Genomic DNA, 21505 nt, shown 5'->3' with positions numbered 1-21505 from the left:
GCTCCTCACCCCGCCGTCGACCGATGGCAGCGCGCGTTCGACGAGCCGTACTCCTTGGACGAAACCGGCCGCAAGTGCATCCCCCAGTTGCCGACCGCGGCCTACGACCCCGGGACCGAGTGGCTCCACGTCCGCATCGCGAACGACACAGGTGCAATGGACTCCGAACCGCGCTTGCAAATCGACACTATGTTCGAAAGGTTGAGCCAACCGCTCATTCACTCCCGGGCTATTCCGTGATTGGGCCGACGTCGTTGTGATCGCCGCAGCGCCTACAGATTGCTCCATAGCCAACTGACGTTCAGGAGGCACCACGCTTGGGAACGGGTCGGCGATCGATCGGTGTCAGCCCGTGCATCTACGTTAGCCCTGCGGCACAGCCCAAAAGCAGGACGTACGTGCGTCCCCTGAACCGGGAAACCAGGTGGATCTGCTGCGTTCCTCCACCAGTCGCTACTCTGCATATGTCGAGGGGCCATGAACGAGACCGAACTCCGTCGGGCGGAGCAAGAGCTTCGGGACGCTGTGACGGGCAGTCAGCTTGCATGGGTGCTAGATGAAGTCGACGCAGCCATCGCTGACGGCGTGCCAGAGGAGAAGGTACTTCGACGCCGATCCCAAGCTTCCGCCGCAGTAGCTGTCGGAGGCCTTGAAGCTGAGGCCGCCCGTTACGAGACGGTATCTCGGCTCGCAATCGGCGACACAGAATACGAAACGTTTCGCAAGAGGGGCTCACTTGTGATTACGACTCGACCGATGAGCCCGCAGGAACGGCTCCAGCTTCTTCACAGTGCCCTGCAACGGGTCTTGATCGAAGTACCGTCGATCGAAGCCGAAGCTCTCAAAACTCTTCGCGAAGTTCCTGCCACAGATGCAGACTCAGACAGGCGCGATGCGGTAACCAGCGTGAGATTTATTCCCGATGGAGACACCCCACGCCGGACCGAGCGCGAGGTCAATCTTTCCGGCACACGTCTTCGGCCGACTGAACGAGAGCACTTGGCCGACCTGTTCACCGACGCAGGACGAGAGTCAACTCCATGAGTAAAACCGAAGATCTCCTCAAAGAAATCCGTGCCCTGCTGGCGACCGGCCGCATCTCGTACCAATCGGCATCGGATATTTGGGACGTTTACGAAGGATTCATATTCTCTCTGGTCGTAGCCACGGCCAGCAGGCATGGCGCCACAGTCACGTACGAAAACGTAAAGGGCGTTCGAGTCAAGGACCTCGTCTTCCGTACGAGCCCGGGTCAGCTGTACAGCGACGGTGCCGCCTACACGCACGCCGTCGTCCGCTTTGACGGGGCACCACCGCTGGAGGTACATGTCGGGGTACGAGTCCAAGGCACCTCGGGGGTCCTGCACGAGTGTGACGTGCTCGTGCTGCCTGCAGCCGAGGCAACACTCAGCCGTGTGCAGCGGATTGCCCCTCGCGGCAGCCAGTGCGTCCTCGTAATCGAGTGCAAGTACTACACATCGGGGCTCGGGATCGGCCAAGCCAGGAACTTCGAGGGACTTCGTGCCGATATTCGGACTCAAGATGAGTTGTTCGTCTCCAATATCGGTGCGATGAGCGTGGTGAAGTATCTGGACGCCCGCAAACGCCAGTTCGAGCGCAATGTGCTCCCCGGCACGTCGCAAACCGGATATGTCCAGGCTGGAATTCGTAACGCGTTCAAGAGCTACCTGAGCAAAAATGCGCCATCGACACTCATCTGAGCCTAGCGCCGGCCTAATCTGAAACGAGCGCCATACTTGACACCTGCGTCCGCGCCGGTGTGACCGCGGCCGTGGTTTGTCAAGCCCCCGATCCGGCCGTCATCGTCGATCTGCGAAGACAGGAGCAAGAAGCGGGAACCCATGACGGTCTGGTCTCACTTCTGGTCTCATTCGCTGATGTTCACCACCGGCCACCGCCCGGATGATGACCCACTCCGCACCAGGTCAGAATGCTGGCGAATCGCCCATGGCACCACGATGGTGAATTGGAAAGCGTGTTGGGTTCACCCCCTCACGAGTTCGAATCTCGTATCCTCCGCCAGCCTCAACAGGCAAAACGTTGCCCCCGGTCGCCCTGCGACCGGGGGCGACGTCGTTGGCGGTCTCGGTTCTGGCCTCGGTTGCAGCGCGTCAGCCCCTCGCTCCCGTCCCCGGCCTTCGCGCGCCGAGCCGGCGCCGGGCGCGGCGGCGGCATCGCGGGTTGCGGCGTCAGGCGGCGTGCAGGAGCCGGGCGAGCCAGTCGGTGCGGGTGCGGCGGGCCGTGGCCGAGATGTGCGCCTGCGGGTACAGGGCGTCGAAGCCGTGGAAACCGCCTGCCCAGACGTGGAGTTCGGCCTGTCCGCCGGCCGCCCAGATCCGGGTGGCGTAGTCGGTGTCCTCGTCGCGGAACACTTCGGCGGAGCCGGTGTCGATGTAGGTGGTCGGCAGGTTCGAGAGATCGTCGGCCAGCGAGGGTGAGACATACGCGGGCACGTCGTCATCGGTGAGGTCGCCGAGAACGCAGCGCCAGCCGAAGTCGTTCATCTCGCGAGTCCAGATGCCGGGCCCGCCGGAGTACTGGTGGCTGGAGGTGCTGGTGTTGCGGTGGTCGAGCATGGGGCAGGTCAGTATCTGCGCGGCGATCGCCGGAGTGCCGAGGTCGCGGGCCAGCAGGGTGACGCCGGCCGCCAGGCCGCCGCCCGCGCTGGCTCCCGCGACGATGATCCGGGCGGGATCGACGCCCAGTTCCTCGGCGTGTTCGGCCACCCAGAGCAGTCCCCGGTAGCAGTCGTCGACGGGGACGGTGCCGGTGGCCTCGGGCGCCAGCCGATAGTCCACGGACACCACGACCGCGCCGAACTCGTCGAGCCACTCCAGCGGGATGTCGATCTGCGAGAAGCGGTCACCCATCACCATTCCGCCGCCGTGGATCCAGTACACGCAGGGCGCGGCGGTGGTGCGGTCGGCGCTCCCGGGGGTGAAGACCGACAGGGGTATCGGAGTGCCGTCCTTGGCGGGCACGGTGACCTCGCGCCGGTCGACCCGTCGGTCGGCGAGCAGGGACTCGACCGGCGTCGAGGGGTACTGCCGCAGTTGTGCGAGCAATTCCATGGTGAGCTCGGGCATCAGCGGCATGTCGGAGAGGAGGTCGCGCAGTTCGGGGTCCAGGGCGGGGCGCGCTGTGGTCATGGTCGTCGGCCTTTCGCGGGGTGGTGCGGGGGCGTTCGGGCGGGATCTCGGGTGGAGCGAGGGCCGCCTCGGCAGGCGCAGGGGCGGCCTCCCCGGGGCCTAGAAGGCGGCCTTGCCGCAGACCGGGACGTAGTCGGTGTTCTCCGGCTCCTTGGCCAGCAGTCCGCCGATCCGCGCCACGATCGCCTGGGCGGCCTCGCCGGCGAACGTCCGGTGGTGGTCCTCCTCGCTGGTCCATCCCTCGGTGACGTGGACGACGTCGGGGTCGGAGGCGGAGCGCGAGACCAGGTAGACGACGCAGTGCTCGCTCGCGCCGGGGCTGCCCTCGTCCAGGCCCGTCGACAGCAGATCGACCAGCCGGTCGCCCATGCCGGGAGCGGCGGTCAAAGTGGCATTGAATCCGTAGTTGGCAATCATGGGGAGCCTTCTTCGTTTCGGTGGAATGGGCTGGTTCCATTCAATGCCTCTGACCTGCGGAAACGTTAGAACGATTCTCTCCCGCTCTTGCACGATCCTCGCGAACCTGGGAATGCTCTCGCGCATTGCTGCTGAAATGGGCGCATGTCCCTCGATGAGTTCCGCGACCTGCTGGCCCGGCACGCCCGCCCCGACTGGACCACCGCCGTCGACGGGGTCCTGATCTCGAAGGTCGACCGGCCCGACCCGCCCGCGCCCTCCATGTCCGGCACGGTCCTGGCGGTCATCGCCCAGGGCGCCAAACGGCTCGCGCTGGGCGACCGGGTCTACGAGTACGGCCCGGGGCAGTACCTGGTCGCCTCCGTCGACCTGCCCGTCACCGGACAGTTCACCCAGGCCGACCCCGGCCGCCCGGCGCTGGGTTTCGGGCTCGTCCTCGAACCGTCCGCCGTTGCCGAGCTCCTGCTGCAGGCCGGCCCCGGAGACATGCCCCGCACCGGCGGAGGCCCGCCGTCGGGGATCGCCGTCAGCAATGCCCCGCCCGCCCTCCTGGACGCGGTGGTCCGGCTGCTGCGCCTGCTCGACGAACCCCGCGACCGCGCCGTACTGGCCCCGCTGATCAAACGCGAGATCCTGTGGCGCGTGATCACCGGCGAGCAGGGTGCGACGGTGCGCCAACTGGGCATCGCCGACAGCGGCCTCAGCCATGTCTCACGCGCCGCAGGCTGGATCCGTGAGCATTACGCCGAGCCCTTCCGGGTCGAAGACGTGGCCCGCTTGTCCGGCATGAGCGCCTCCGCGTTCTACCGCAACTTCCAGGCGGTGACCGCGATGAGCCCCATCCAGTTCCAGAAGCAGATCCGGCTCCAGGAGGCACGACTGCTGCTGGCCACCCACCCGGGCGACGTCGCCGGGGTCGGCCGGCGCGTCGGCTACGACAATCCGTCGCAGTTCAGCCGCGAATACCGCCGCCGGTTCGGCGCGCCCCCGGGCCGGGACGCGGTCCGCCTGCGGGACGTCGCCCGCAGCCCGGCAAGCGTCACGCCCTGAGTACGGCCGGACAGAATGGGAGAATCGTGCAAGGAAGGGCGAGGATAGTTCTACTGTTTTCCCAGCTCAGAGCGATTCAATGGGATCACTGAAACCTCAGCCGAGCAGGAATGAACATTCCGGTTCGCGGATCCCACCGCATCGCAAGGGGCACGACATGAACACCGTTCTGATCACCGGGACCTCGTCCGGCTACGGCCGCGCGACTGCCCTCCACTTCCACGCGCAGGGGTGGAACGTCATCGCGACGATGCGCAGCCGGCGCCCGGATGTCCTGCCCGAGTCGGACCGGCTGCGCATCGTCGAACTGGACGTGACCAAGCCCGAGACGATCACCGCCGCGCTCGAGGCCGCCGGGCCGATCGACGCCCTGGTCAACAACGCGGGCGTCCCCTCGATCAGCGTGTTCGAGGGCACCTCGATGGCCCGTGTGCGGGAGGTCTTCGAGACCAATACGTTCGGCGTGATGGCCACAACGCAGGCGGTGCTGCCCCAGTTCCGCGAGCGCGGATCCGGCGTGGTGGTCAACGTGACCTCCAGCGTGGTGCTGGGCGACATGCCCCTCTCGGCCGTCTACAAGGCGAGCAAGGCGGCCGTCGAGGGGTTCACTTCGTCCCTCGCGCTCGAACTCGCACCCTTCGGCGTACGGGCCAAGACGGTCCAGCCGGGCGCCTGTCTGACGACGAACTTCGCGGGGAAGGCCATGGACGGCGGGCCGCTGGACGAGCTGGTCCCGCCGCCCTACACGCCGTTCGCAAGGAAGGCCATGGCCGACTTCACCGGCCAGGATCTGTTCACCCAGGAGAGCGACGTCGCCGAGACGGTCTGGCGCGCCGCCCACGACACGACCGGCCGACTGCGTTTCCCGGCCGGCCCCGACGCCGTCCGGCTCGCTCAGGCGACGTGACCGAACCGGACGCACGCTCACGTGCACCGGCGTGGGGCTGTCCGAGACAGGCATGGGGGGACTCGACCCGCTGGGCGCGGCGACCGTCTTCACCCGCCGGCAGCGGCGCTGTACGCGCCTTCCTCCCAGAGCTGCCACAGACCGCCCGCAGCATCACCGAGTCGTGGAGCGCGGGCCCGAGAACCCCATGGGCGCAGGAGAGGCTGTCAGCTTGATCAACTGCGACCAAGAGCCACCACCCTGGTTGCGGTTCTGGTTGCATTCACCGGCGTACAGCGGTGTTCGCGAGGCTGACAGCCGCCGACTCCACCGCGCGTCAGGACGTTGGCGAACGTCGCCGGAACGACAGATGACCCCGTGGAAGCGTGTTGGGGGCAACCTCTCACGAGTTCGAATCTCGTATCCTCCGCATCCGCCCACCTGGGCAAACGAAGGTCCCTGCCGCTGAAAGGCAGGGACCTTCGTTGTTGTGTGGTCTCAGTTTTGGTCTCAGTCGCGCAGGGTGGCCAGCGGCGGGACCCTCAGCCAAGGGACCCCGGCCAGGCACAACAGCGTCATAGCATCAGGACGGCGCGCACCCCTATGCAGTAGCGAATCCACGTCCACCCGGAGGTTCAGTTTCATGGTCCCCAGCGACGCAGGCCATGCGATCGACCGGTTGCGCAAGCACCTGACCGGTGCCACGCGCGTGGACTCGCTGTCGGAATCGTTCTCCCTCTTCGTTTACGAGGCGCTCCAGGACGAGCTGACCGATGTCGACTTGCGTCTGCTTCTGCACGGCCACAGCCTTGAGGACTTCCCCCTCAATGGGCTCGAGCAGGAAAACCTGAAGCGTGCACGCCTGGATCAGCATCGCATCGCCCGTGCGTTCGTGGCCTGGGCCGAAGAACATCTCCAAACCAGGACACTCAAGCGACGCGCTCGCGGCACCTGGACGAGCGTCGCCGGCCCATTCCCCTACGTCGTGGACGGTGCGGGTTTCGAGGCCGAGAGTCTCGGCCTGGTGGCGCCCCAAAGCCTCTACTTCCCTCAGGAGTCCACGGACGCGGACAAGGTGGCGCAGACTGTCGTCAACTTCGAGCGGATGTGGCACGACGATGCAACGACCTGCACCATCCAGAAGGAGTTCCTCGACGCAGCCCGGGCCCTCTTCGAGGACAGAGCCCCTGAGTCCGTCTACTTGCGTGTCCTGACCTCCCTGTTCCGGGATTTTGTCGAAGAGTCCGGCGAGGAGACTGCCGAGCATGGCAAGACCGGCTTCTATGACTCCGTCGTGTGGAACAAGCTCTACAAGTTCCAGCGTGACGGAGTGCTCGGCGCGATCGAAAAGCTTGAGCGCCACAACGGCTGCGTCATCGCCGACAGCGTGGGTCTGGGAAAGACCTTCGAGGCTCTCGCGGTCATCAAGTACTACGAGCTCCGCAACGACCGCGTCCTTGTCCTGGTGCCCAAGCGGCTGCGGGAGAACTGGACCGTCTACCGCGGCAACGACAACCGCAACCCGCTGGCTGACGATCGCTTCCACTACGACGTCCTCAATCACACCGACCTCAGCCGCACGAACGGACAGTCCGGGGACATCGACCTGGCCAACATCAACTGGGGCAACTACGACCTCGTCGTGATCGACGAGTCCCATAACTTCCGCAACAACCCACAGGTCAAAGGGCGGTTGACGCGGTACCAGCGCCTCATGAGCGAGGTCTTCAAGAACGGCGTCAAGACCAAGGTCCTCATGCTCAGCGCCACACCAGTGAATACCCGCTTGGCCGACCTCAAGAACCAGGTCCTGTTCGCCACGGAGGGGGACGACCAGGCCCTTGCCGCAGACGGGATCAAGAGCATTGAAGCCACCCTGGCCAGGGCACAGAAACACTTCAACGAATGGCAGCGCACGCCTGCGGCTGCCCGGAGCACGAGGTCCCTGGCCGGCACCCTCGGCATGGACTACATCCGCCTGCTGGACCTGGTGACGATCGCCCGCTCGCGCAAGCACATCCAGAAGTATTACGGCACCAAGGACGTAGGGGAGTTTCCCGAGCGTCTGGCCCCGATCAACCTCACCCCACCCATAGACGCGGCCAACGCCATGATCCCGCTGGAACAGATCAACCAGTCGATCCTGCGCCTGAACCTGGCGGCCTACAAGCCCACCTCCTACGTCAGCGCGAAGCACGAGAGCAAGTACGCCGCCCTCTACGACCAGAAGGTGCGTACCGGCGGCCATCGCGTATGGAAGCAGACCGACCGCGAGAACAACGTCGTCCATCTGCTGCGGGTGGGACTACTCAAGCGCTTGGAGTCCTCGGTCAACTCCCTGGGTGAGACTCTCGGAAAAATCCTCGGCACCATCGACCGTGCCATAGCCAGCATCGACGCCTACGAGGCGACCGGAGGTGAGAGGACCTCCATCGACAACCTCGCAGACCTCGAGAACATCGACCTGGACGACCCCCAGTTCGAGGACACCGTCGGCGGCAGCGTCAAGGTGTTCCTCGCCGACATAGACCGGATCAGATGGCGGCAGGAACTCCAACAGGACCGGGACACCGTGGCCACCCTGCTGGCCGAGGTGTACGCCGTCGATGCCGCCCGCGACGCCAAACTGGCTCAGCTCAAGGAGTTCCTGCGCGACAAGGTTGAGCATCCTACCAACGAAGACAACCGCAAGGCCCTGGTGTTCACAGCGTTCAGTGACACCGCCCAGTATCTCTACAAGCATGTGGCCGGCTGGGCCAACGACGAGCTGGGCGTGCACGTCGCCCTGATCACGGGGCAGACCACCCGGACCACGCTCCCTATGCAGCGCACCCACATGATCGACGTGCTCACCGCATTCTCCCCACGCTCCAAAGGCGGTGACCAGGCTTCCCCGCAGATCGACATCGTGATTGCCACCGACACCATCTCCGAGGGCCAGAACCTGCAGGACTGCGACACGGTGATCAACTACGACATCCACTGGAACCCCGTACGCATCGTCCAACGCTTCGGACGCGTGGACCGCCTGGGCACCACCAACACCAGTGTTCAACTCGTTAATTTCTGGCCCGACATGGCTCTGGACGCCTACATCAACCTCGAGTCGCGCGTATCGAGTCGCATGACCCTCTTGGACGTATCCGCAACCGGCGAAGAGAACGTCCTGGACGTCGCCTCCGGTGACATGAACGACCTGGACTACCGGCGCAAGCAGCTGCAGCAGATGCAGAACGCCGCCCCCACCATGGAAGACCTCGCCGGCGGGCTGAGCATCACCGACCTCACCCTCTCCGACTTCCGCGTGGACGCCGCTGCCCGCCCGCACGAAGAGGTCCGGGAGATCACCGGCTGGCCCTTGGCCCTGTTCAGCGTCACCCGTTTCGACAAAACGCTGGCCGAAGACGGGCTCGCTCCCGGGGCGGTCTTCCTTCTGCGAGTGCGGGACAACGCATTCGGCTTCTCCAAGGCGTACCCGCTGGCCCCGTATGTGCTCGCCTACGTGACCGACGACGGCGAGCTCGCCCACCCCATCGAGGAACCCAAGCCGGCTCTCGACATCTTGCGCCACCACTGCCTCGGCAGCGCTGAACCGGACAGCACCGTCTTGGCAGAGTTCGGCAAGACAACCGGGTCGGGCAGATCCATGAAGCACTACCGCGATCTGCTGGACGTCGTGGTCCGAGCGGCGTCCGGCAAGACGGAGGAGAGCATGGTGGCCTCCCTGTTCTCCGCGGGCCCTTCTCAGCTCGGAACAGACGCCAGCGCGCCCGGACTGGAAGTCGTGGATGTGGTCGCTTGGCTGGCGGTCATCCGGTGACCGACACACCTCGTGGACTCGACGGTGCCGACCTGCTCGGCTTGCCAGAGGCAGCACGCCAACAGCACCGAATCACGAAGAAGATGCTCGCCGCGCAGTTCGAGGATCAGGCGCCTGCCGATGCGCGCCTGATCACCAAGGCCGTGGCCTCAGCACAGCTCATCGGGATCCTCCGCCCAGAGACCATCCAGGTGCCGGCGCACCGGGGCACCGAGCGCACCGTCGTCGATATCCCGGTCCTGGAAGTCGTCCTGGCCGACACGACAACCGCAGCCGATCGCAGCCGCGTGATCCAGCTCGTCCATCGCAGCATGTCCAAGCCAGTGGTGCTGTTCGCGCTTCTGCCGGACGGCACCACGACGCTCTCGTTGGCACTCAGCCATGTCGGCCGCACGGACCCCACTCGGTCGACATCCGTGATCGACGCACACGTCCTGGTGCCCGCCGGGCAGATCGAACCCGGCGCTCTACAGCTGGATCGGCTCGACCGCACGGACATGTGGGCGCTGTACCGCGACCTCGTACGCACCGCCGCAGCGGACGGACGACCCGCCAGAACAGCCCTGCAAGCGGCAGAGGCCATCTCACTGCGCCGGGGGCTGACCGACCTGGAGACGGAACTGATCACCGTCGTACGGGACGCCAGACGGGCGAAGAACCAGCAACGACGTATCGAGCTCAATACACAGGCGCGGACGCTGCGTGCACAGATCGAGATCGTCCGAGACACCCTTTACAGTGCGGATCGCGACCAAGGCGTCACCTGACAGACGGCTCCCAACTCCACCCCTCCACAGAGAAGAAAGACACCCGCTGTGACCCTGGACTTCGAACCGGTCAACGACGTGACCGGCCGCGGCGAGGCCAAGTCGAACCTCGACCTTCTGGCCCGTCTCTTTCCTGACGCCGTCATCGATGGCACCGTCGACATCGACGTGCTCCGGGACCTGCTGGGCGACGACGCCGCTCCCAGCAGCGCCGAAGCGTTCGGCCTGCGCTGGCCCGGTATGGCTGAGGCCCGTCGCCTGTCGACCCTCCCCGCGACAGGAACGCTCTTGCCTATGCCCGGGGAGTCCGTGGCTTGGGATACCACACGCAACATCGTCATCGAGGGCGACAACCTCGAGGTCCTGCGCCTGCTGCGCCGCGGACGCACCAACTACCAGGCCGACGTGATCTATATCGACCCGCCTTACAACACCGGAAGCGACGACTTCGTCTACGCCGACAAGCGCGCCACCTCCCAGAGCGAGCACGAAGCAGCGGCAGGTCAGCGCGACGAGGAGGGCGCGCTGCAGACCGGCCGGGGTTCGGATCGCGCGCAGGACCGCAGGGCGGGGGCGTCAAGGCACACAAAGTGGCTTTCGATGATGTATCCGCGTCTCTTGGTGGCGCACCACCTGCTCAAGGAGACGGGCGTCATCATTGTCGCCATCGACGATACGGAGCAGGCCCGACTGAAGCTACTTCTGGACCGAGTATTCGGCGCGGAGAACTTCGTCGCGAATGTCATCTGGCAGGGTGGCCGGAAGAACGACTCCCGTTATGTATCGGTCGGCCACGACTACATGATCATCTATGCGAAGAACGAGAGCTCACTTCGCGAGAAGGGCGTCCGCTGGAGGGAAGAACGGTCGGCAGATGAGGCCACCCGCGAGGCGGCAAAAACCGCCTGGGCCGAATCCGGTCAAGATCAGAAAAAGGCAACCACCCTCATGAAGGCGTGGATCTCCGCACTGCCAGAGGGGCACCCCGCAAAGGAGAACAACAGGTTCTACGAGTTCGAGCCGGATGGCAGAGTTTTCCGCAAGCGTGACATCTCCTGGCCTGGCGGTGGTGGGCCTCGGTACGATGTCGTTCATCCAGTCACCGGTCTTCCCGTGAAGGTTCCCAGCCGAGGGTGGATCTACTCCAAGCCCGAGCGGATGCAGCAGGACATTGACGCCGGCCTCATTGTCTGGGGCAAGGATCACAACGAATACATCAACCGAAAGACCTACCTGGACTCCGAGGAAGGGGTAGTCCCCACCTCGGTCTTCGAGAAGAAGCGGACTAGTGCATCGAAGTCACTTGATTCACTTCTCGCCCCCGGGGTCTTTGACTTCCCCAAGGATGTGAACGTGCTCTCCCGTTGGCTTGGGCTCGTGACCGAGGGCTCGAAAGACGCTCTCGTCCTCGACTTCTTCGCGGGATCCGGCTCCACAGGCCACGCGGTTATGGACCTTAACGCCGCCGATGGCGGCAACCGCCGATACATCTTGGTTCAGCTCGACGAGTCGGTCGACAAGGACGGCTACGACACGATCGCGGACATCACGCGCGAGCGGCTGCGTCGCGCGGGCCGGCAGATTGCCGCCAAGCAGACCCCCGATGCCCCGGACATCGACACCGGCTTCCGGTCGTACCGCCTGGCAACCAGCAACGTGAGGGCCTGGGACGGCACACCCGACCAGCTCGACCTGCTCGGAGCCGTGGACAACCTCGTCACGGGGCGCACCACGGACGACCTCTTGGTCGAGATGATGCTGCGCCTGGGCGTGGACCTGACCACGCCGCTGGAGACGCGCGAAGTTGCCGGCAGCACGCTGTACAACCTGGCTGGCACGCTGTTTGCGTACTTCGGCACCGACATCACGGTCGAGCGTGCGAACGAGGTCGCCAAGGTCTTGGTGACGTGGCGAGACGAAGACCCCGGCGACGCCGACACCACGGTCGTCGTCCGTGACACGGGCTTCGTTGACTCCGCCGCCAAGCTCAACTTCGCCGCTGCTGTCGAGCAGGCGGGCTTCACCACGGTGCGGAGCCTCTGAATGAGGTTCTCCTTCGACGCGGACCTCGACTACCAGCGTCAAGCCATCGACGCGGTCACGGGCCTGTTCAGGGGCCAGGAGGTCATGGCCTCGCAGTTCACCGTGCACGCCCATCCCGCCGCCCACGCCGCCTTCGAAGGGTTCTCCGACCTGGGCTACGGCAACATGCTGCGTTTGGACCCCGAAACGATCCTGGCCAACCTGCATGAGGTGCAGAACCGCACCGGTCTCGCTCCGGAGCACTCACTGGACTCGATGAACTTCACCATCGAGATGGAGACCGGCACCGGCAAGACGTACGTCTACCTCCGCACCATCTACGAGCTCAACCAGCTCTACGGGTTCACCAAGTTCATGGTGGTGGTCCCGTCGGTGGCCATCAAGGAGGGCGTCGAAACGTCCATCCGGATGCTGCGCGAGCACTTCAACACCCTGTACGGCAACCCGCCGATGAGCTTCTTCCAGTTCGATGGCAGCAACCCGTCCCGCGTGCGCTCATTCGCGACCTCGCCGAGCATCGAGATCATGATCGTCACCGTCGCGGCGATCAACAAGAAGACCAACAAGGTCTACCAACCGGCCGAGGACCTTGACTCCGAGGTACCCGCTGACCTGATCCGTGCCACGAACCCGATCATCATCGTCGACGAGCCGCAGAGCGTGTACGGCGACACCGGTACCGGTAGGAAGAAGGGCGCAGGCCGCAGCGCGCTGGAGGAATTCAACGCGCTGGCCACCCTGCGCTATTCGGCCACTCACCCCAAGGCTGACAAAGCCAATCTCGTCTACCGCCTGGACGCCATCGCCGCCTACGAGAAACAGCTGGTCAAGCAGATCGAGGTCGACTCTCTGGTCACCTCTGCCAGCGGGACAACCCCGTACGTCAAGCTGCTCGGAGTAGCGCGAGGCAAAGGCGGCGCGATCACGGCACGCGTCGAGGCGGATGTCGAGCAGGGCAACGAGATCAAACGCAAGGCTGTCACCGTAGACACCACGTCGCGCAACAACCTCGCGGACCTCACTGGCCGTGACCTGTACAAGGACCTCACCGTGGTCGCCATCCACGCGACCCCGGGGCAGGAGAGCGTCTCCTTCGATACCGTCGCGCAGCCGCTGAGAGTCGGGGACAGTATCGGCGCCGAGGTGAGTATCAGTGAGCGAGCCCGCCAGATGATCGCCCAGACCATCCGGCAACACCTGCTCAAGGAGCAGGAGTTCGCGATCCACAGGCGCGACATAAAGGTACTCAGCCTCTTCTTCGTGGACTCCGTGCCCAAGTACCGCGAGTACGGCCCCAACGGAGAGGCACTTCTGGGTGAGTACGCGCGAATCTTCGAGGAGGAGTACGCACGGATCGCCTCCGAGCCGGAGTTCAACACCCTGCTGAGCGGCTCCGCCGCCGACACGGTCGCGAAGGAGGCACACCAGGGGTACTTCTCCGTGGACCACCGCAAGGGCGGTGCCGAGGTTCTGGTGGATACGAAGGAGACCACCGACAAGGGGCGCCAGCAGGCCGGCCGGGCTTACGAGCAGATCATGCGGGACAAGGTCGGGCTGACCACCCCCGGCACCCCTCTTCGGTTCATCTTCAGCCACTCCGCGTTGCAGGAAGGCTGGGACAACCCCAACGTCTTCCAGATCTGTGTCCTGCGAAACATGGGCACTGAGCGGTGGAGGCGCCAGTCCATCGGACGTGGCCTGCGCCTGTGCGTGGACGGGTCGGGAAACCGGGTCCACGGCTTTGACATCAACCGCCTCACCGTGATCGCGAACGAGTCCTACGAAGAGTTCGCAGATCGTCTGCAACGCGAAATGGCCGACGATTTGGGCATCCAGTTCGGTCTCATCACCGTGGACAGCTTCGCGCGCCTGTCCTTCAAGGCCAAGGACGGGACGGTCGTTCCTGTTGGCTCGGCCGCCGCGCAAACGCTGTACCAGGCTCTGTTCTCCGAGGGGTACATCGACGTCAAGGGCAAGGTGCAGGACAGCCTGCGCCAAGCCGTGCAGACCGGCGATGAGAACCTCACAAAGGTTGTCAGCGATTCCGTCGGGTCCGAGGCCGCGGCCAAGGCAGTGCTCGGACTGATCAAACGCTTGGCCAAGCCAATGGATGTCAAGAAGGCCGGCGAACGCGTGGCGGTGCCCCTCGTCCAGGAACGCCTGGAGAGCCCTGAGTTCCAGGAGTTGTGGGACCGCATCCAGCACCGCACGGAGTACCGCGTCGAGGTCGACGAAGCCAACCTGCGTGCCGCGATGGTCAAGGCTCTGCGGAGCATGCTTCCGATACCCAAGCGTCGCGGAGAGTGGGTCACGCACCGTGTGGAGCGCATCGACCAGAGTGGCCTGACCGCGGAAGCCGCCGCAGCGCGCCGTGCGGACGTCACTTATGCCGACAGCGAGGACCTGCCCGACATTCTGTCCGTCCTTGCAGACCGCACCCAGCTGACCCGTGCCACGCTCGCTCACGTCCTCACCGAGTCCGGCACGCTCGGACAGTTCCGGGACAACCCACAGGCATACATCGACCAGGCAGGCCGCCAACTCAACATCACCAAGGCCGAATTCCAGGTCAAGGGGCTGCGCTACGAGCTGGTGGATTCCTCCCGCCCCGAAGCAGACCGCCGGTATGCGCTCAGCCTGCTTCGCGAGGCCGACCTCGCCGGGTACACCGGCCCGGGAGGAAACATCATCACCAATGCAGACGGCAACGCGATCTCGTTCGAGCAGAAATCTGTGTACAAGTATCTGGTCATCGACTCGAACACGGAGAAGGACTTTGCGCTCGCGCTCCTGCAGCGCTCTGAGGTCAAAACCTTCGTGAAGCTTCCGTCCTCGTTCAAGATTCCGACTCCGCTGGGGAGCTACAACCCCGACTGGGCCCTGACCGTTGAACGTGCCGATGGCAGCCGCTACATCGTCTTCGAGACCAAGGGGACCAACCAACTCGAACTGCTCCGCCCCGCGGAGCAGGACAAGATCGCCTCCGCCCGCATTCACTTCGACACGGTTAAGGACAGAGTCGGGATCAACGACCTCGAGTACGAGGTCGTCAACGGCATCGAGACTGCGACTGCCATAATGGAACGAGATTCTCAGCCGTAACCTCACCCACCTCACGTCTACGCAGGGCCTCGGCCAGATGGCCGAGGCCCTGCGTGGGTAACGGCATTCAAGACACGCCGATCGTCAGATCTTCGCTTCGCCGTACCTGCCGGGCCCCTTCGCGCGATCCACAGCCTGTTCGCCCGCAGGGAGTGTCTCCCACCGTGCGCTCTCGACGAGACGAGACGATCCTTCATGAGCAACCCGGCGGATCGGGACGCCTCGACGATCTCCGCCCAGGACTCCATCCGCCGGCGCCCCAGCAGCGCGGCCTCCTCTGGCAGATCCACTCGGCACTCGGCCCCCGAACTACCCCAGTCGGCGGGCTTCATGGCCGCATCGACTTCCTCGAACGACCGCCGCACCTGCGCCGGCCCGGCCGGCGTGGACCGTGGGCTCGAGGGCGTCGGTTGTGAATGTGCCGGCAGGGTCCGATGGGGGACGCTGTCGGCGGCGTCACCCGGATGGCAGGCCACAGGCGTGCCGGCGGGGCGTCCGGGGCACACGGGCCCGGTCAGGAGCATGATCGAGAACCAGTTCAGTGGGAGAGCCCATCATGCGGACGAACACGGTGCTCCGCGGTGTCGCTGTCGCGGTGGGGCTGATCCTGATCGCCTGCGCATTCGTGCTCGCGTACGTCATCACGCCGAATTATGTGGTTCGACTGCCCGACGACACCGACGCCAAGCGGTCCTACATCGGCAGTTTCAGAACTCTGCTCGACGCCCAGGAGGTGGCGAAGGGCAGCCTTGCGACAGCCGTCAAACGAGACGTCCCCCTGGCCATCGAACGGACCGTGAAGGTCGAGGCGACCTCGGGCAACACGGCCCTGGCCGGCGACGCCCGGACGACGACCGCCGCAGGCGTTCAGGTCGAGAAGACGGACTGGAAATACGCCGTCAACCGCAAGACGCTCGAGCCGGCCGGCAGCCACCCGGCGGACTGGACGGTGGTCGAGGCCCAGGGCCTGACGGTGAGTTGGCCGCTCGGCGCGAAGAAGCGGACGTACACCGGCTGGCGGCCGGAAACCAGGAGCACGACCCCGCTGACCTACACACGCACGGAGAACAAGTCGGGACTCGGCACCTACGTGTACGAGGCGCGTCTGCAGCCGACTCGGATCACCGACGCCCAAGTGCTCGCCGGTCTGCCGCCGGCCGTCCCCAAGGCCACCCTGGCCCTGGTCGCCCAGCTCGGGACCGTACCGCCCGCCGCCAAGGAGCAATTGGCGGCGCTGTTGCCCACATTGAGCGATCCGGTACCACTCGCCTACACGCTGGCGAGTGCGGATACCTTCTGGGTCGCCCCCGAGACCGGCATCGTGATCGACACGCAGCGGTCCCAGCAGCGCGTGGCCGGAGTCATCGCCCCGAGCGGCGGCGCCTTCCTCCCGCTGTTGCCGGTCTCCGATGTCTTCTACCAACAGACCCCCGGGTCCGTGAAAGCCGCCGCGAACGACGCCCGTGACGGCCACGACTTGATCGTGCTCGTCGGTACCACCCTGCCCATCGTGCTGGGCGTGGTCGGCGCGCTCCTGGTTGCCGCGGCGCTGCTCATCCGACGTCGTCGCCGCCCCGAACCGCTGCGGACGCCCGACACCCCTTGAGTTCGGCCGTCTTCGACACCCGTCCACCAACCAGGCTTGCACCTGCTCCCCGCCAGGCCAGGAGGCCGGCGGAGCGCCCCGGGCGCCACGACGGCGACTTGGAAAGCGTGTCGGGTTCGCCCCCTCACGAGTTCGAATCTCGCATCCCCGTCGGCCTCAACAGGCAAAGCCTTGCCCTCGGTTGCCCGGCGACCGGGGGCGACATCGTTGTTGGTGGCTCCGGCGCATGGCGGCAACCCCTCACATCCCGCGTCCGGGGGCGAATCCCTCGCGCGACTGAGGCTCGGTGGTGGGCTCCGCCCACATACTGACTGGATGTCAGGTTGGTTTGGTGGGGTTGTTGCGCGGCTGGGTGTTGGGCGTGGGGACAGTCGGGTTTTGGATGTGGTGGTTGCGGGGGCGGTTGGGGCGGCGGTGTTTGTGCCGTTTGCTACTGCGGACGATGTGACCTTGCTGGGGTTTGTGGTCAATCTTGGGACGGTTGTGCCGTTGGTTTGGCGGCGGCGGGCGCCGTTCTTGGTGACTCTGGTCGTTGCCTTTTTTGCCACTGCCGTGTCGTTGCATGATCGGCCCGGGCAGACGTTGCAGTACGGGGCGTTGGTGGCCATCTACACGTTGGCCGACCGTGGGCGGCATCGGTGGCAGCGTTGGGGGTTCATCGGCACACTCACCACCACCACCCCGTTCGGCGCGCTGTTGGTCAAGGGCAACGACGCGGGGCAGTTCATGTTCACGCTGCTCCTGCCCGTCATGGCGTTCCTCATGGGCATGCTCGCTCGGGCGGCTCGGGAGAGGTCGGATGCGTTGATGGAACGTTCCGCTCAGCTGGAGCGTGAGCGTGAGGCCGAGGCGGCGCGGGCGGCGGCCGAGGAGCGCGCGAGTATCGCCCGCGACATGCACGACATACTCGCGCACGCGGTCAGCATCATGATCGTCCAGGCGGAGGCCGGGCCCGTGGTGGTACGAACGGACCCCGACCGGGCCGAACGCTCCTTCGACGCGATCGCGGAGGCCGGACGCGACGCGATGGAGCAACTGCGCCGCATGCTGGGCGTCCTCAAGGACGATCAGGACCAGGACATCGGTACCCGCGCGCCCCGGCCGACCGTCGACACGATCGCCCAGCTCATCGAGCACGTCGACCGTACTCACGTCCACGTGCGACTCGTCGTCGAAGGGGACCGTCGCGACCTGCCCGCCGACGCGGACCTGGCCGCGTACCGCATCGTCCAGGAAGCCCTCACCAATACGGTCAAGCACGCCGGCGCCTCCACGGCGGAGGTACGGCTGAGCTGGACCGGCGACGAACTGGAGATCACTGTGACCGACGACGGCAGGGGCGGCGGCGAAGCGAATCCCGCGGGGTGGCGGCGCGGCGGGGACGGCCTGATCGGCATCCGCGAACGTGCTCTCGCCTGCGGCGGAACAGCCGATTCCGGTCCGCTGCCCGAAGGCGGGTTCCGCGTACACGCGCGTCTGCCCTACACCCCGGCCGCGGCGGTGACCTCGTGATCCGCGTGGTACTCGCCGACGACCAGGAGCTGGTGCGCAGCGGCTTCGCGATGATCCTGGACGCGCAGCCCGACATCGAGGTCGTGGGCGAGGCGGCGGACGGCACCGCCGCCGTCGCCGCCGTCCGCGAGCACGTCCCCGATGTGGTCCTGCTCGACATCCGTATGCCGGGCCTGGACGGCATCGAGGCCGCGAAGATCGTATGTGCCGAGACCCCGGCCCGCGCGATCATGCTCACGACGTTCGGTCGCGACGACTACGTCTACGACGCCCTCTACGCGGGAGCGAGTGGCTTCCTGCTCAAGGATGTGCGGCGGGACGATCTCGTGCACGCGGTTCGGGTGGTCGCCGCAGGGGAGTCGTTGCTGGCGCCTGCCATTACCCGGCGGCTCATCTCGGACATCACCCGCAACCGGCCGCGCGCCGGGGCGACCGCGTCCGAACGCCTGGCCGTGCTGACCGCGCGCGAACGCGAGACCCTGCGCATGCTCGGCCGTGGTCTGTCGAACGCGGAGATCGCCACCGCCATGGTCGTCAGCGAGCACACGGTCAAGACGCACGTGAGCAACGTGCTGTCCAAGCTCGGTCTCCGCGACCGGGTCCAGGCCGTCATCGCCGCGTACGAAACCCGGCTGATCGAGCCGGCCTGACGGGCCTTCAGGCGGGCGTACCGGGGCGACGGGATGGCCGGGCCATCGGTCGCGCGGGGGAGCCGGGCGTCGCTTCTCCCCCGCGCCGGCCATAGCCGGAGATCACCGGCCGCGGCGATCTGCGGGACCGTCGTTCTCCACAGGATTGAGGACATGGGAAACACCCCGTTCCAAATCCCGGGAGAACCGCTCATGACCAGGACTGCCTTCCACCTCGCCCCGGCCCTCATGGGCGCCTACGGTGTCGTTCGTCTCGTCGACGGCATCGACGGGCAGCACGGTCCCGGCCCCGCCTGGACCATCGGCCACCTGCTCTTCCTCGGGTCCCTGCTCCTGTACGGCGTGGTCATCGCGGGACTGCGACGCCGGATCCTCGACGCCGGAGCCGGCGGCCCGGCCCGCCGGATCACCGCCGGCGTGCTCACCACCGTGGCCGCCGTCGGGCTGGCCGCGTTCGTCCGCGTCGCCGTCCTCGACATCGTCGTCGGGCTGAAGGCGGCCGACGCGGCCGAGAAGAGCGCGTTGTCCGACCGGTACGCCGATGTCCCCGCGGTGATCCCCCAGGCGTTCTACGAGGTCGGCCCGGTGTTCTTCATGCTCGGCCTGCTCGCGCTGTTCGTGCAGTACGCGGTCGTCGGCCCCCGGCGCGGCCTCGCCTCGGCGGCTGCCCCGGTGCTGGTCCTCGTGGGCTTCGTGGCCATCATGGCCGACCTGAACCTCCTCCCGATCGGCGCCGCGCTGATCTGGGTCGCCCTCGTCCCGCTCAACCGTGCCGACGCCGTGACGCCGGCCCACCGGCACGCTTCGGTCACCGCCACGGCCTGAGGGGTGGTGGCGCGGACGGTACGGCGCAACCGGTGCTTCCCCGGGTCGCGACCGTGACGTTAACCGTCAGGTTAACGCGCCTTGCGGAAACGGCCGTTGCCGACGATCCACCCCAGATCAGATGGTTGACCTGCGGCGACGCCCTCGTGGCCGCGTCGTCGAGGTGACTCGCAACCAGGAGGACGCGCCATGGAACACCTGCAGACCGGTGTGCTGCTCACCGCCCTTGTCACCGCGGGGCTGATGGCCGGACTGTTCGCCGCCTTCTCCTACTCGGTCATGCCGGGTCTCGGCCGGTCGTCCGACCACACGTTCGTCGAGGCGATGCGGGGCATCAACAAGGCCATCCTCAACCCGGTCTTCATGCTTCCGTTCATGGGCACGATCCCGCTCCTCGGTCTGGCCGCCGTCCAGGCCTGGCGCGACCAGGGTCGGCCCGTGTTGCCCTGGGTGCTGGCGGCGCTCGCGCTGTACCTGGTCGCCTTCGTGGTCACCGCCGGCGTCAATGTGCCCCTCAACAACCGACTCGCGGAGGCCGGTGATCCCGACCGGACCGGGCAATCGGCCACGATCCGCGCGGACTTCGAGGGCACGTGGGTCACCTGGAACATCGTCCGCGCGTTCCTGCATACGGCGGCGTTCGCCTGCCTGGCCTGGGCGCTGATCGTGCACGGCGCGCACCGGTAGTACGACGGCGGGAGCGCCGACGCATCGGCAACGCGGACCGTCGATACCCCGGGTATGCCTGGGGATACCCGGGATCCGCCTGCCTCCCGGAGTGCCCCCGGCCGCCCGTGTTGATGGACTTCGCATACCGCCCGAACCGTGGCGGCGAGCGGTGGCCGGGAGGACGAAGTGGGCGGCACAGGTGGCAAAGTGGAGTACGCGCCGAGGGGTTCGGAGCCGCTACGGCCCGCCCCGGCGCGGCCCGATGTACCGGTCCTGGAGATGCGGCAGGCGGTGCGCGGGTACGGCAGCGGCGACGCACGGGTGCGGGCGCTGGACGGTGTGGACCTGTCGCTCGCGGCCGGCGCCTGGGTCGCGGTGATGGGGCCGTCGGGATCGGGCAAGTCGACGCTGCTGCACTGCGCCGCCGGACTCGACACGCTCGACTCGGGCCGCGTCACCCTCCTCGGTGAGGACATGACGGACGCGGACGACCGGCGCCTGACCCGACTGCGGCGCGGCACGGTCGGGTTCGTGTTCCAGAACTTCAACCTGGTCGCGTCCCTGACCGCGGAACAGAATGTGGCGCTGCCGCTGCGGCTGGCGGGGCGCAGGGTGCGGCGCGAGGACATCCGGTCCGCGCTCGCCGACGTCGGGCTTGCGGACCGGGGACGGCATCGTCCCCGCGAATTGTCGGGTGGGCAACAGCAGCGCGTCGCGCTGGCGCGGGCGATGGTCACCCGGCCCAGGGTGCTGTTCGCGGACGAGCCGACCGGCGCGCTCGATTCGGCGTCCGCCCGCACCGTGTTGGGGCTGTTGCGGGGCATGTGCGACGACGCGGGACAGACGATCGTCATGGTCACGCACGATCCGGTCGCCGCCGCGGCCGCCGACACCGTGGTGTTCCTCGCGGACGGGCGGGTGGTCGATCGCATCGAGCGGCCGTCCGCGCGGCACGTCGCCGATCGCCTCGTGTCGCTGGAGGTGTGAG

At 66.4% G+C, this 21505-nt stretch carries 16 protein-coding genes; 14 read left to right on the top strand and 2 right to left on the bottom strand.

The features are described 5' to 3' along the window. Nucleotides 1-477: 477 nt before the first annotated feature. Both ACFXKZ_RS10910 and ACFXKZ_RS10905 read left to right on the top strand, forming a co-directional pair. Nucleotides 478-1044: a hypothetical protein gene (locus ACFXKZ_RS10910; RefSeq protein WP_379998796.1), complete on the top strand. Its 567-nt coding sequence runs from the start codon at nt 478-480 to the stop codon at nt 1042-1044. Beyond that, complete coding sequence (locus ACFXKZ_RS10905; RefSeq protein WP_379998794.1) at nt 1041-1721, top strand: hypothetical protein; 681 nt, start codon at nt 1041-1043, stop codon at nt 1719-1721. Before ACFXKZ_RS10910 ends, ACFXKZ_RS10905 begins: the two co-directional genes overlap by 4 nt. Nucleotides 1722-2210: 489 nt before the next feature. On the opposite strand, the gene ACFXKZ_RS10900 is transcribed toward ACFXKZ_RS10905, so the two are convergent. Together ACFXKZ_RS10900 and ACFXKZ_RS10895 are read right to left on the bottom strand one after the other, a co-directional pair. Then, nucleotides 2211-3170, bottom strand: a complete 960-nt coding sequence (locus ACFXKZ_RS10900; protein ID WP_379998792.1) for an alpha/beta hydrolase — start codon at nt 3168-3170, stop codon at nt 2211-2213. Nucleotides 3171-3269: 99 nt separating this feature from the next. After that, a complete protein-coding gene (locus tag ACFXKZ_RS10895; RefSeq protein ID WP_379998790.1) occupies nt 3270-3587 on the bottom strand; it encodes a putative quinol monooxygenase in 318 nt (105 codons plus the stop codon). Nucleotides 3588-3731: 144 nt separating this feature from the next. Here ACFXKZ_RS10895 and ACFXKZ_RS10890 point away from each other — a divergent pair, with 144 nt between their 5' ends. The 12 genes from ACFXKZ_RS10890 to ACFXKZ_RS10835 all read left to right on the top strand — a co-directional run bounded on the left by ACFXKZ_RS10890 (nt 3732) and on the right by ACFXKZ_RS10835 (nt 21504). Then, nucleotides 3732-4637, top strand: coding sequence for an AraC family transcriptional regulator N-terminal domain-containing protein (locus tag ACFXKZ_RS10890; protein WP_379998788.1), 906 nt, complete (start codon nt 3732-3734; stop codon nt 4635-4637). A 157-nt stretch (nt 4638-4794) separates the two neighbouring features. After that, complete coding sequence (locus tag ACFXKZ_RS10885) at nt 4795-5544, top strand: SDR family oxidoreductase (protein ID WP_379998786.1); 750 nt, start codon at nt 4795-4797, stop codon at nt 5542-5544. A gap of 622 nt (nt 5545-6166) precedes the next feature. Beyond that, nucleotides 6167-9343 (top strand): helicase-related protein, encoded by a 3177-nt coding sequence (locus ACFXKZ_RS10880; protein WP_379998784.1) that lies wholly within the window; start codon nt 6167-6169, stop codon nt 9341-9343. Further along, a complete protein-coding gene (locus tag ACFXKZ_RS10875) occupies nt 9340-10110 on the top strand; it encodes a DUF4391 domain-containing protein (protein ID WP_379998782.1) in 771 nt (256 codons plus the stop codon). The genes ACFXKZ_RS10880 and ACFXKZ_RS10875 overlap by 4 nt, the downstream gene beginning before the upstream one ends. Before the next feature lie 48 nt (nt 10111-10158). Further along, nucleotides 10159-12153, top strand: coding sequence for a site-specific DNA-methyltransferase (locus tag ACFXKZ_RS10870; protein WP_379998781.1), 1995 nt, complete (start codon nt 10159-10161; stop codon nt 12151-12153). Further along, complete coding sequence (locus ACFXKZ_RS10865) at nt 12154-15255, top strand: DEAD/DEAH box helicase family protein (protein WP_379998779.1); 3102 nt, start codon at nt 12154-12156, stop codon at nt 15253-15255. A gap of 556 nt (nt 15256-15811) precedes the next feature. Continuing rightward, a complete protein-coding gene (locus ACFXKZ_RS10860) occupies nt 15812-16861 on the top strand; it encodes a porin PorA family protein (protein WP_379998777.1) in 1050 nt (349 codons plus the stop codon). Nucleotides 16862-17413: 552 nt separating this feature from the next. After that, complete coding sequence (locus tag ACFXKZ_RS10855) at nt 17414-18373, top strand: sensor histidine kinase (RefSeq protein WP_379998775.1); 960 nt, start codon at nt 17414-17416, stop codon at nt 18371-18373. A 50-nt stretch (nt 18374-18423) separates the two neighbouring features. Continuing rightward, a complete protein-coding gene (locus ACFXKZ_RS10850; protein WP_379999981.1) occupies nt 18424-19023 on the top strand; it encodes a response regulator in 600 nt (199 codons plus the stop codon). Between the two features lie 192 nt (nt 19024-19215). Next, complete coding sequence (locus tag ACFXKZ_RS10845) at nt 19216-19848, top strand: hypothetical protein (protein ID WP_379998773.1); 633 nt, start codon at nt 19216-19218, stop codon at nt 19846-19848. A gap of 189 nt (nt 19849-20037) precedes the next feature. Beyond that, complete coding sequence (locus ACFXKZ_RS10840) at nt 20038-20535, top strand: DUF1772 domain-containing protein (protein ID WP_379998771.1); 498 nt, start codon at nt 20038-20040, stop codon at nt 20533-20535. A gap of 261 nt (nt 20536-20796) precedes the next feature. Then, complete coding sequence (locus tag ACFXKZ_RS10835; protein WP_379999979.1) at nt 20797-21504, top strand: ABC transporter ATP-binding protein; 708 nt, start codon at nt 20797-20799, stop codon at nt 21502-21504. Nucleotide 21505 lies beyond the last annotated feature (1 nt).

Origin of the sequence: Embleya sp. NPDC059237 (assembly GCF_042754105.1) — a bacterium.
GTDB lineage: Bacteria > Actinomycetota > Actinomycetes > Streptomycetales > Streptomycetaceae > Embleya.
The sequence above is the reverse complement of the archived record's forward strand: the minus strand, read 5'-3'. Positions and strand labels throughout refer to the sequence as shown.

What these genes read in the sequence shown, in the direction of transcription:
- ACFXKZ_RS10910 (WP_379998796.1), top strand. Translation starts at nt 478, where the DNA reads ATGAACGAGACCGAACTCCGTCGGGCGGAGCAAGAGCTTCGGGACGCT.
- ACFXKZ_RS10905 (WP_379998794.1), top strand. Translation starts at nt 1,041, where the DNA reads ATGAGTAAAACCGAAGATCTCCTCAAAGAAATCCGTGCCCTGCTGGCG.
- ACFXKZ_RS10900 (WP_379998792.1), bottom strand. Translation starts at nt 3,170, where the DNA reads ATGACCACAGCGCGCCCCGCCCTGGACCCCGAACTGCGCGACCTCCTC.
- ACFXKZ_RS10895 (WP_379998790.1), bottom strand. Translation starts at nt 3,587, where the DNA reads ATGATTGCCAACTACGGATTCAATGCCACTTTGACCGCCGCTCCCGGC.
- ACFXKZ_RS10890 (WP_379998788.1), top strand. Translation starts at nt 3,732, where the DNA reads ATGTCCCTCGATGAGTTCCGCGACCTGCTGGCCCGGCACGCCCGCCCC.
- ACFXKZ_RS10885 (WP_379998786.1), top strand. Translation starts at nt 4,795, where the DNA reads ATGAACACCGTTCTGATCACCGGGACCTCGTCCGGCTACGGCCGCGCG.
- ACFXKZ_RS10880 (WP_379998784.1), top strand. Translation starts at nt 6,167, where the DNA reads ATGGTCCCCAGCGACGCAGGCCATGCGATCGACCGGTTGCGCAAGCAC.
- ACFXKZ_RS10865 (WP_379998779.1), top strand. Translation starts at nt 12,154, where the DNA reads ATGAGGTTCTCCTTCGACGCGGACCTCGACTACCAGCGTCAAGCCATC.
- ACFXKZ_RS10860 (WP_379998777.1), top strand. Translation starts at nt 15,812, where the DNA reads ATGCGGACGAACACGGTGCTCCGCGGTGTCGCTGTCGCGGTGGGGCTG.
- ACFXKZ_RS10850 (WP_379999981.1), top strand. Translation starts at nt 18,424, where the DNA reads ATGATCCTGGACGCGCAGCCCGACATCGAGGTCGTGGGCGAGGCGGCG.
- ACFXKZ_RS10845 (WP_379998773.1), top strand. Translation starts at nt 19,216, where the DNA reads ATGACCAGGACTGCCTTCCACCTCGCCCCGGCCCTCATGGGCGCCTAC.
- ACFXKZ_RS10840 (WP_379998771.1), top strand. Translation starts at nt 20,038, where the DNA reads ATGGAACACCTGCAGACCGGTGTGCTGCTCACCGCCCTTGTCACCGCG.
- ACFXKZ_RS10835 (WP_379999979.1), top strand. Translation starts at nt 20,797, where the DNA reads ATGCGGCAGGCGGTGCGCGGGTACGGCAGCGGCGACGCACGGGTGCGG.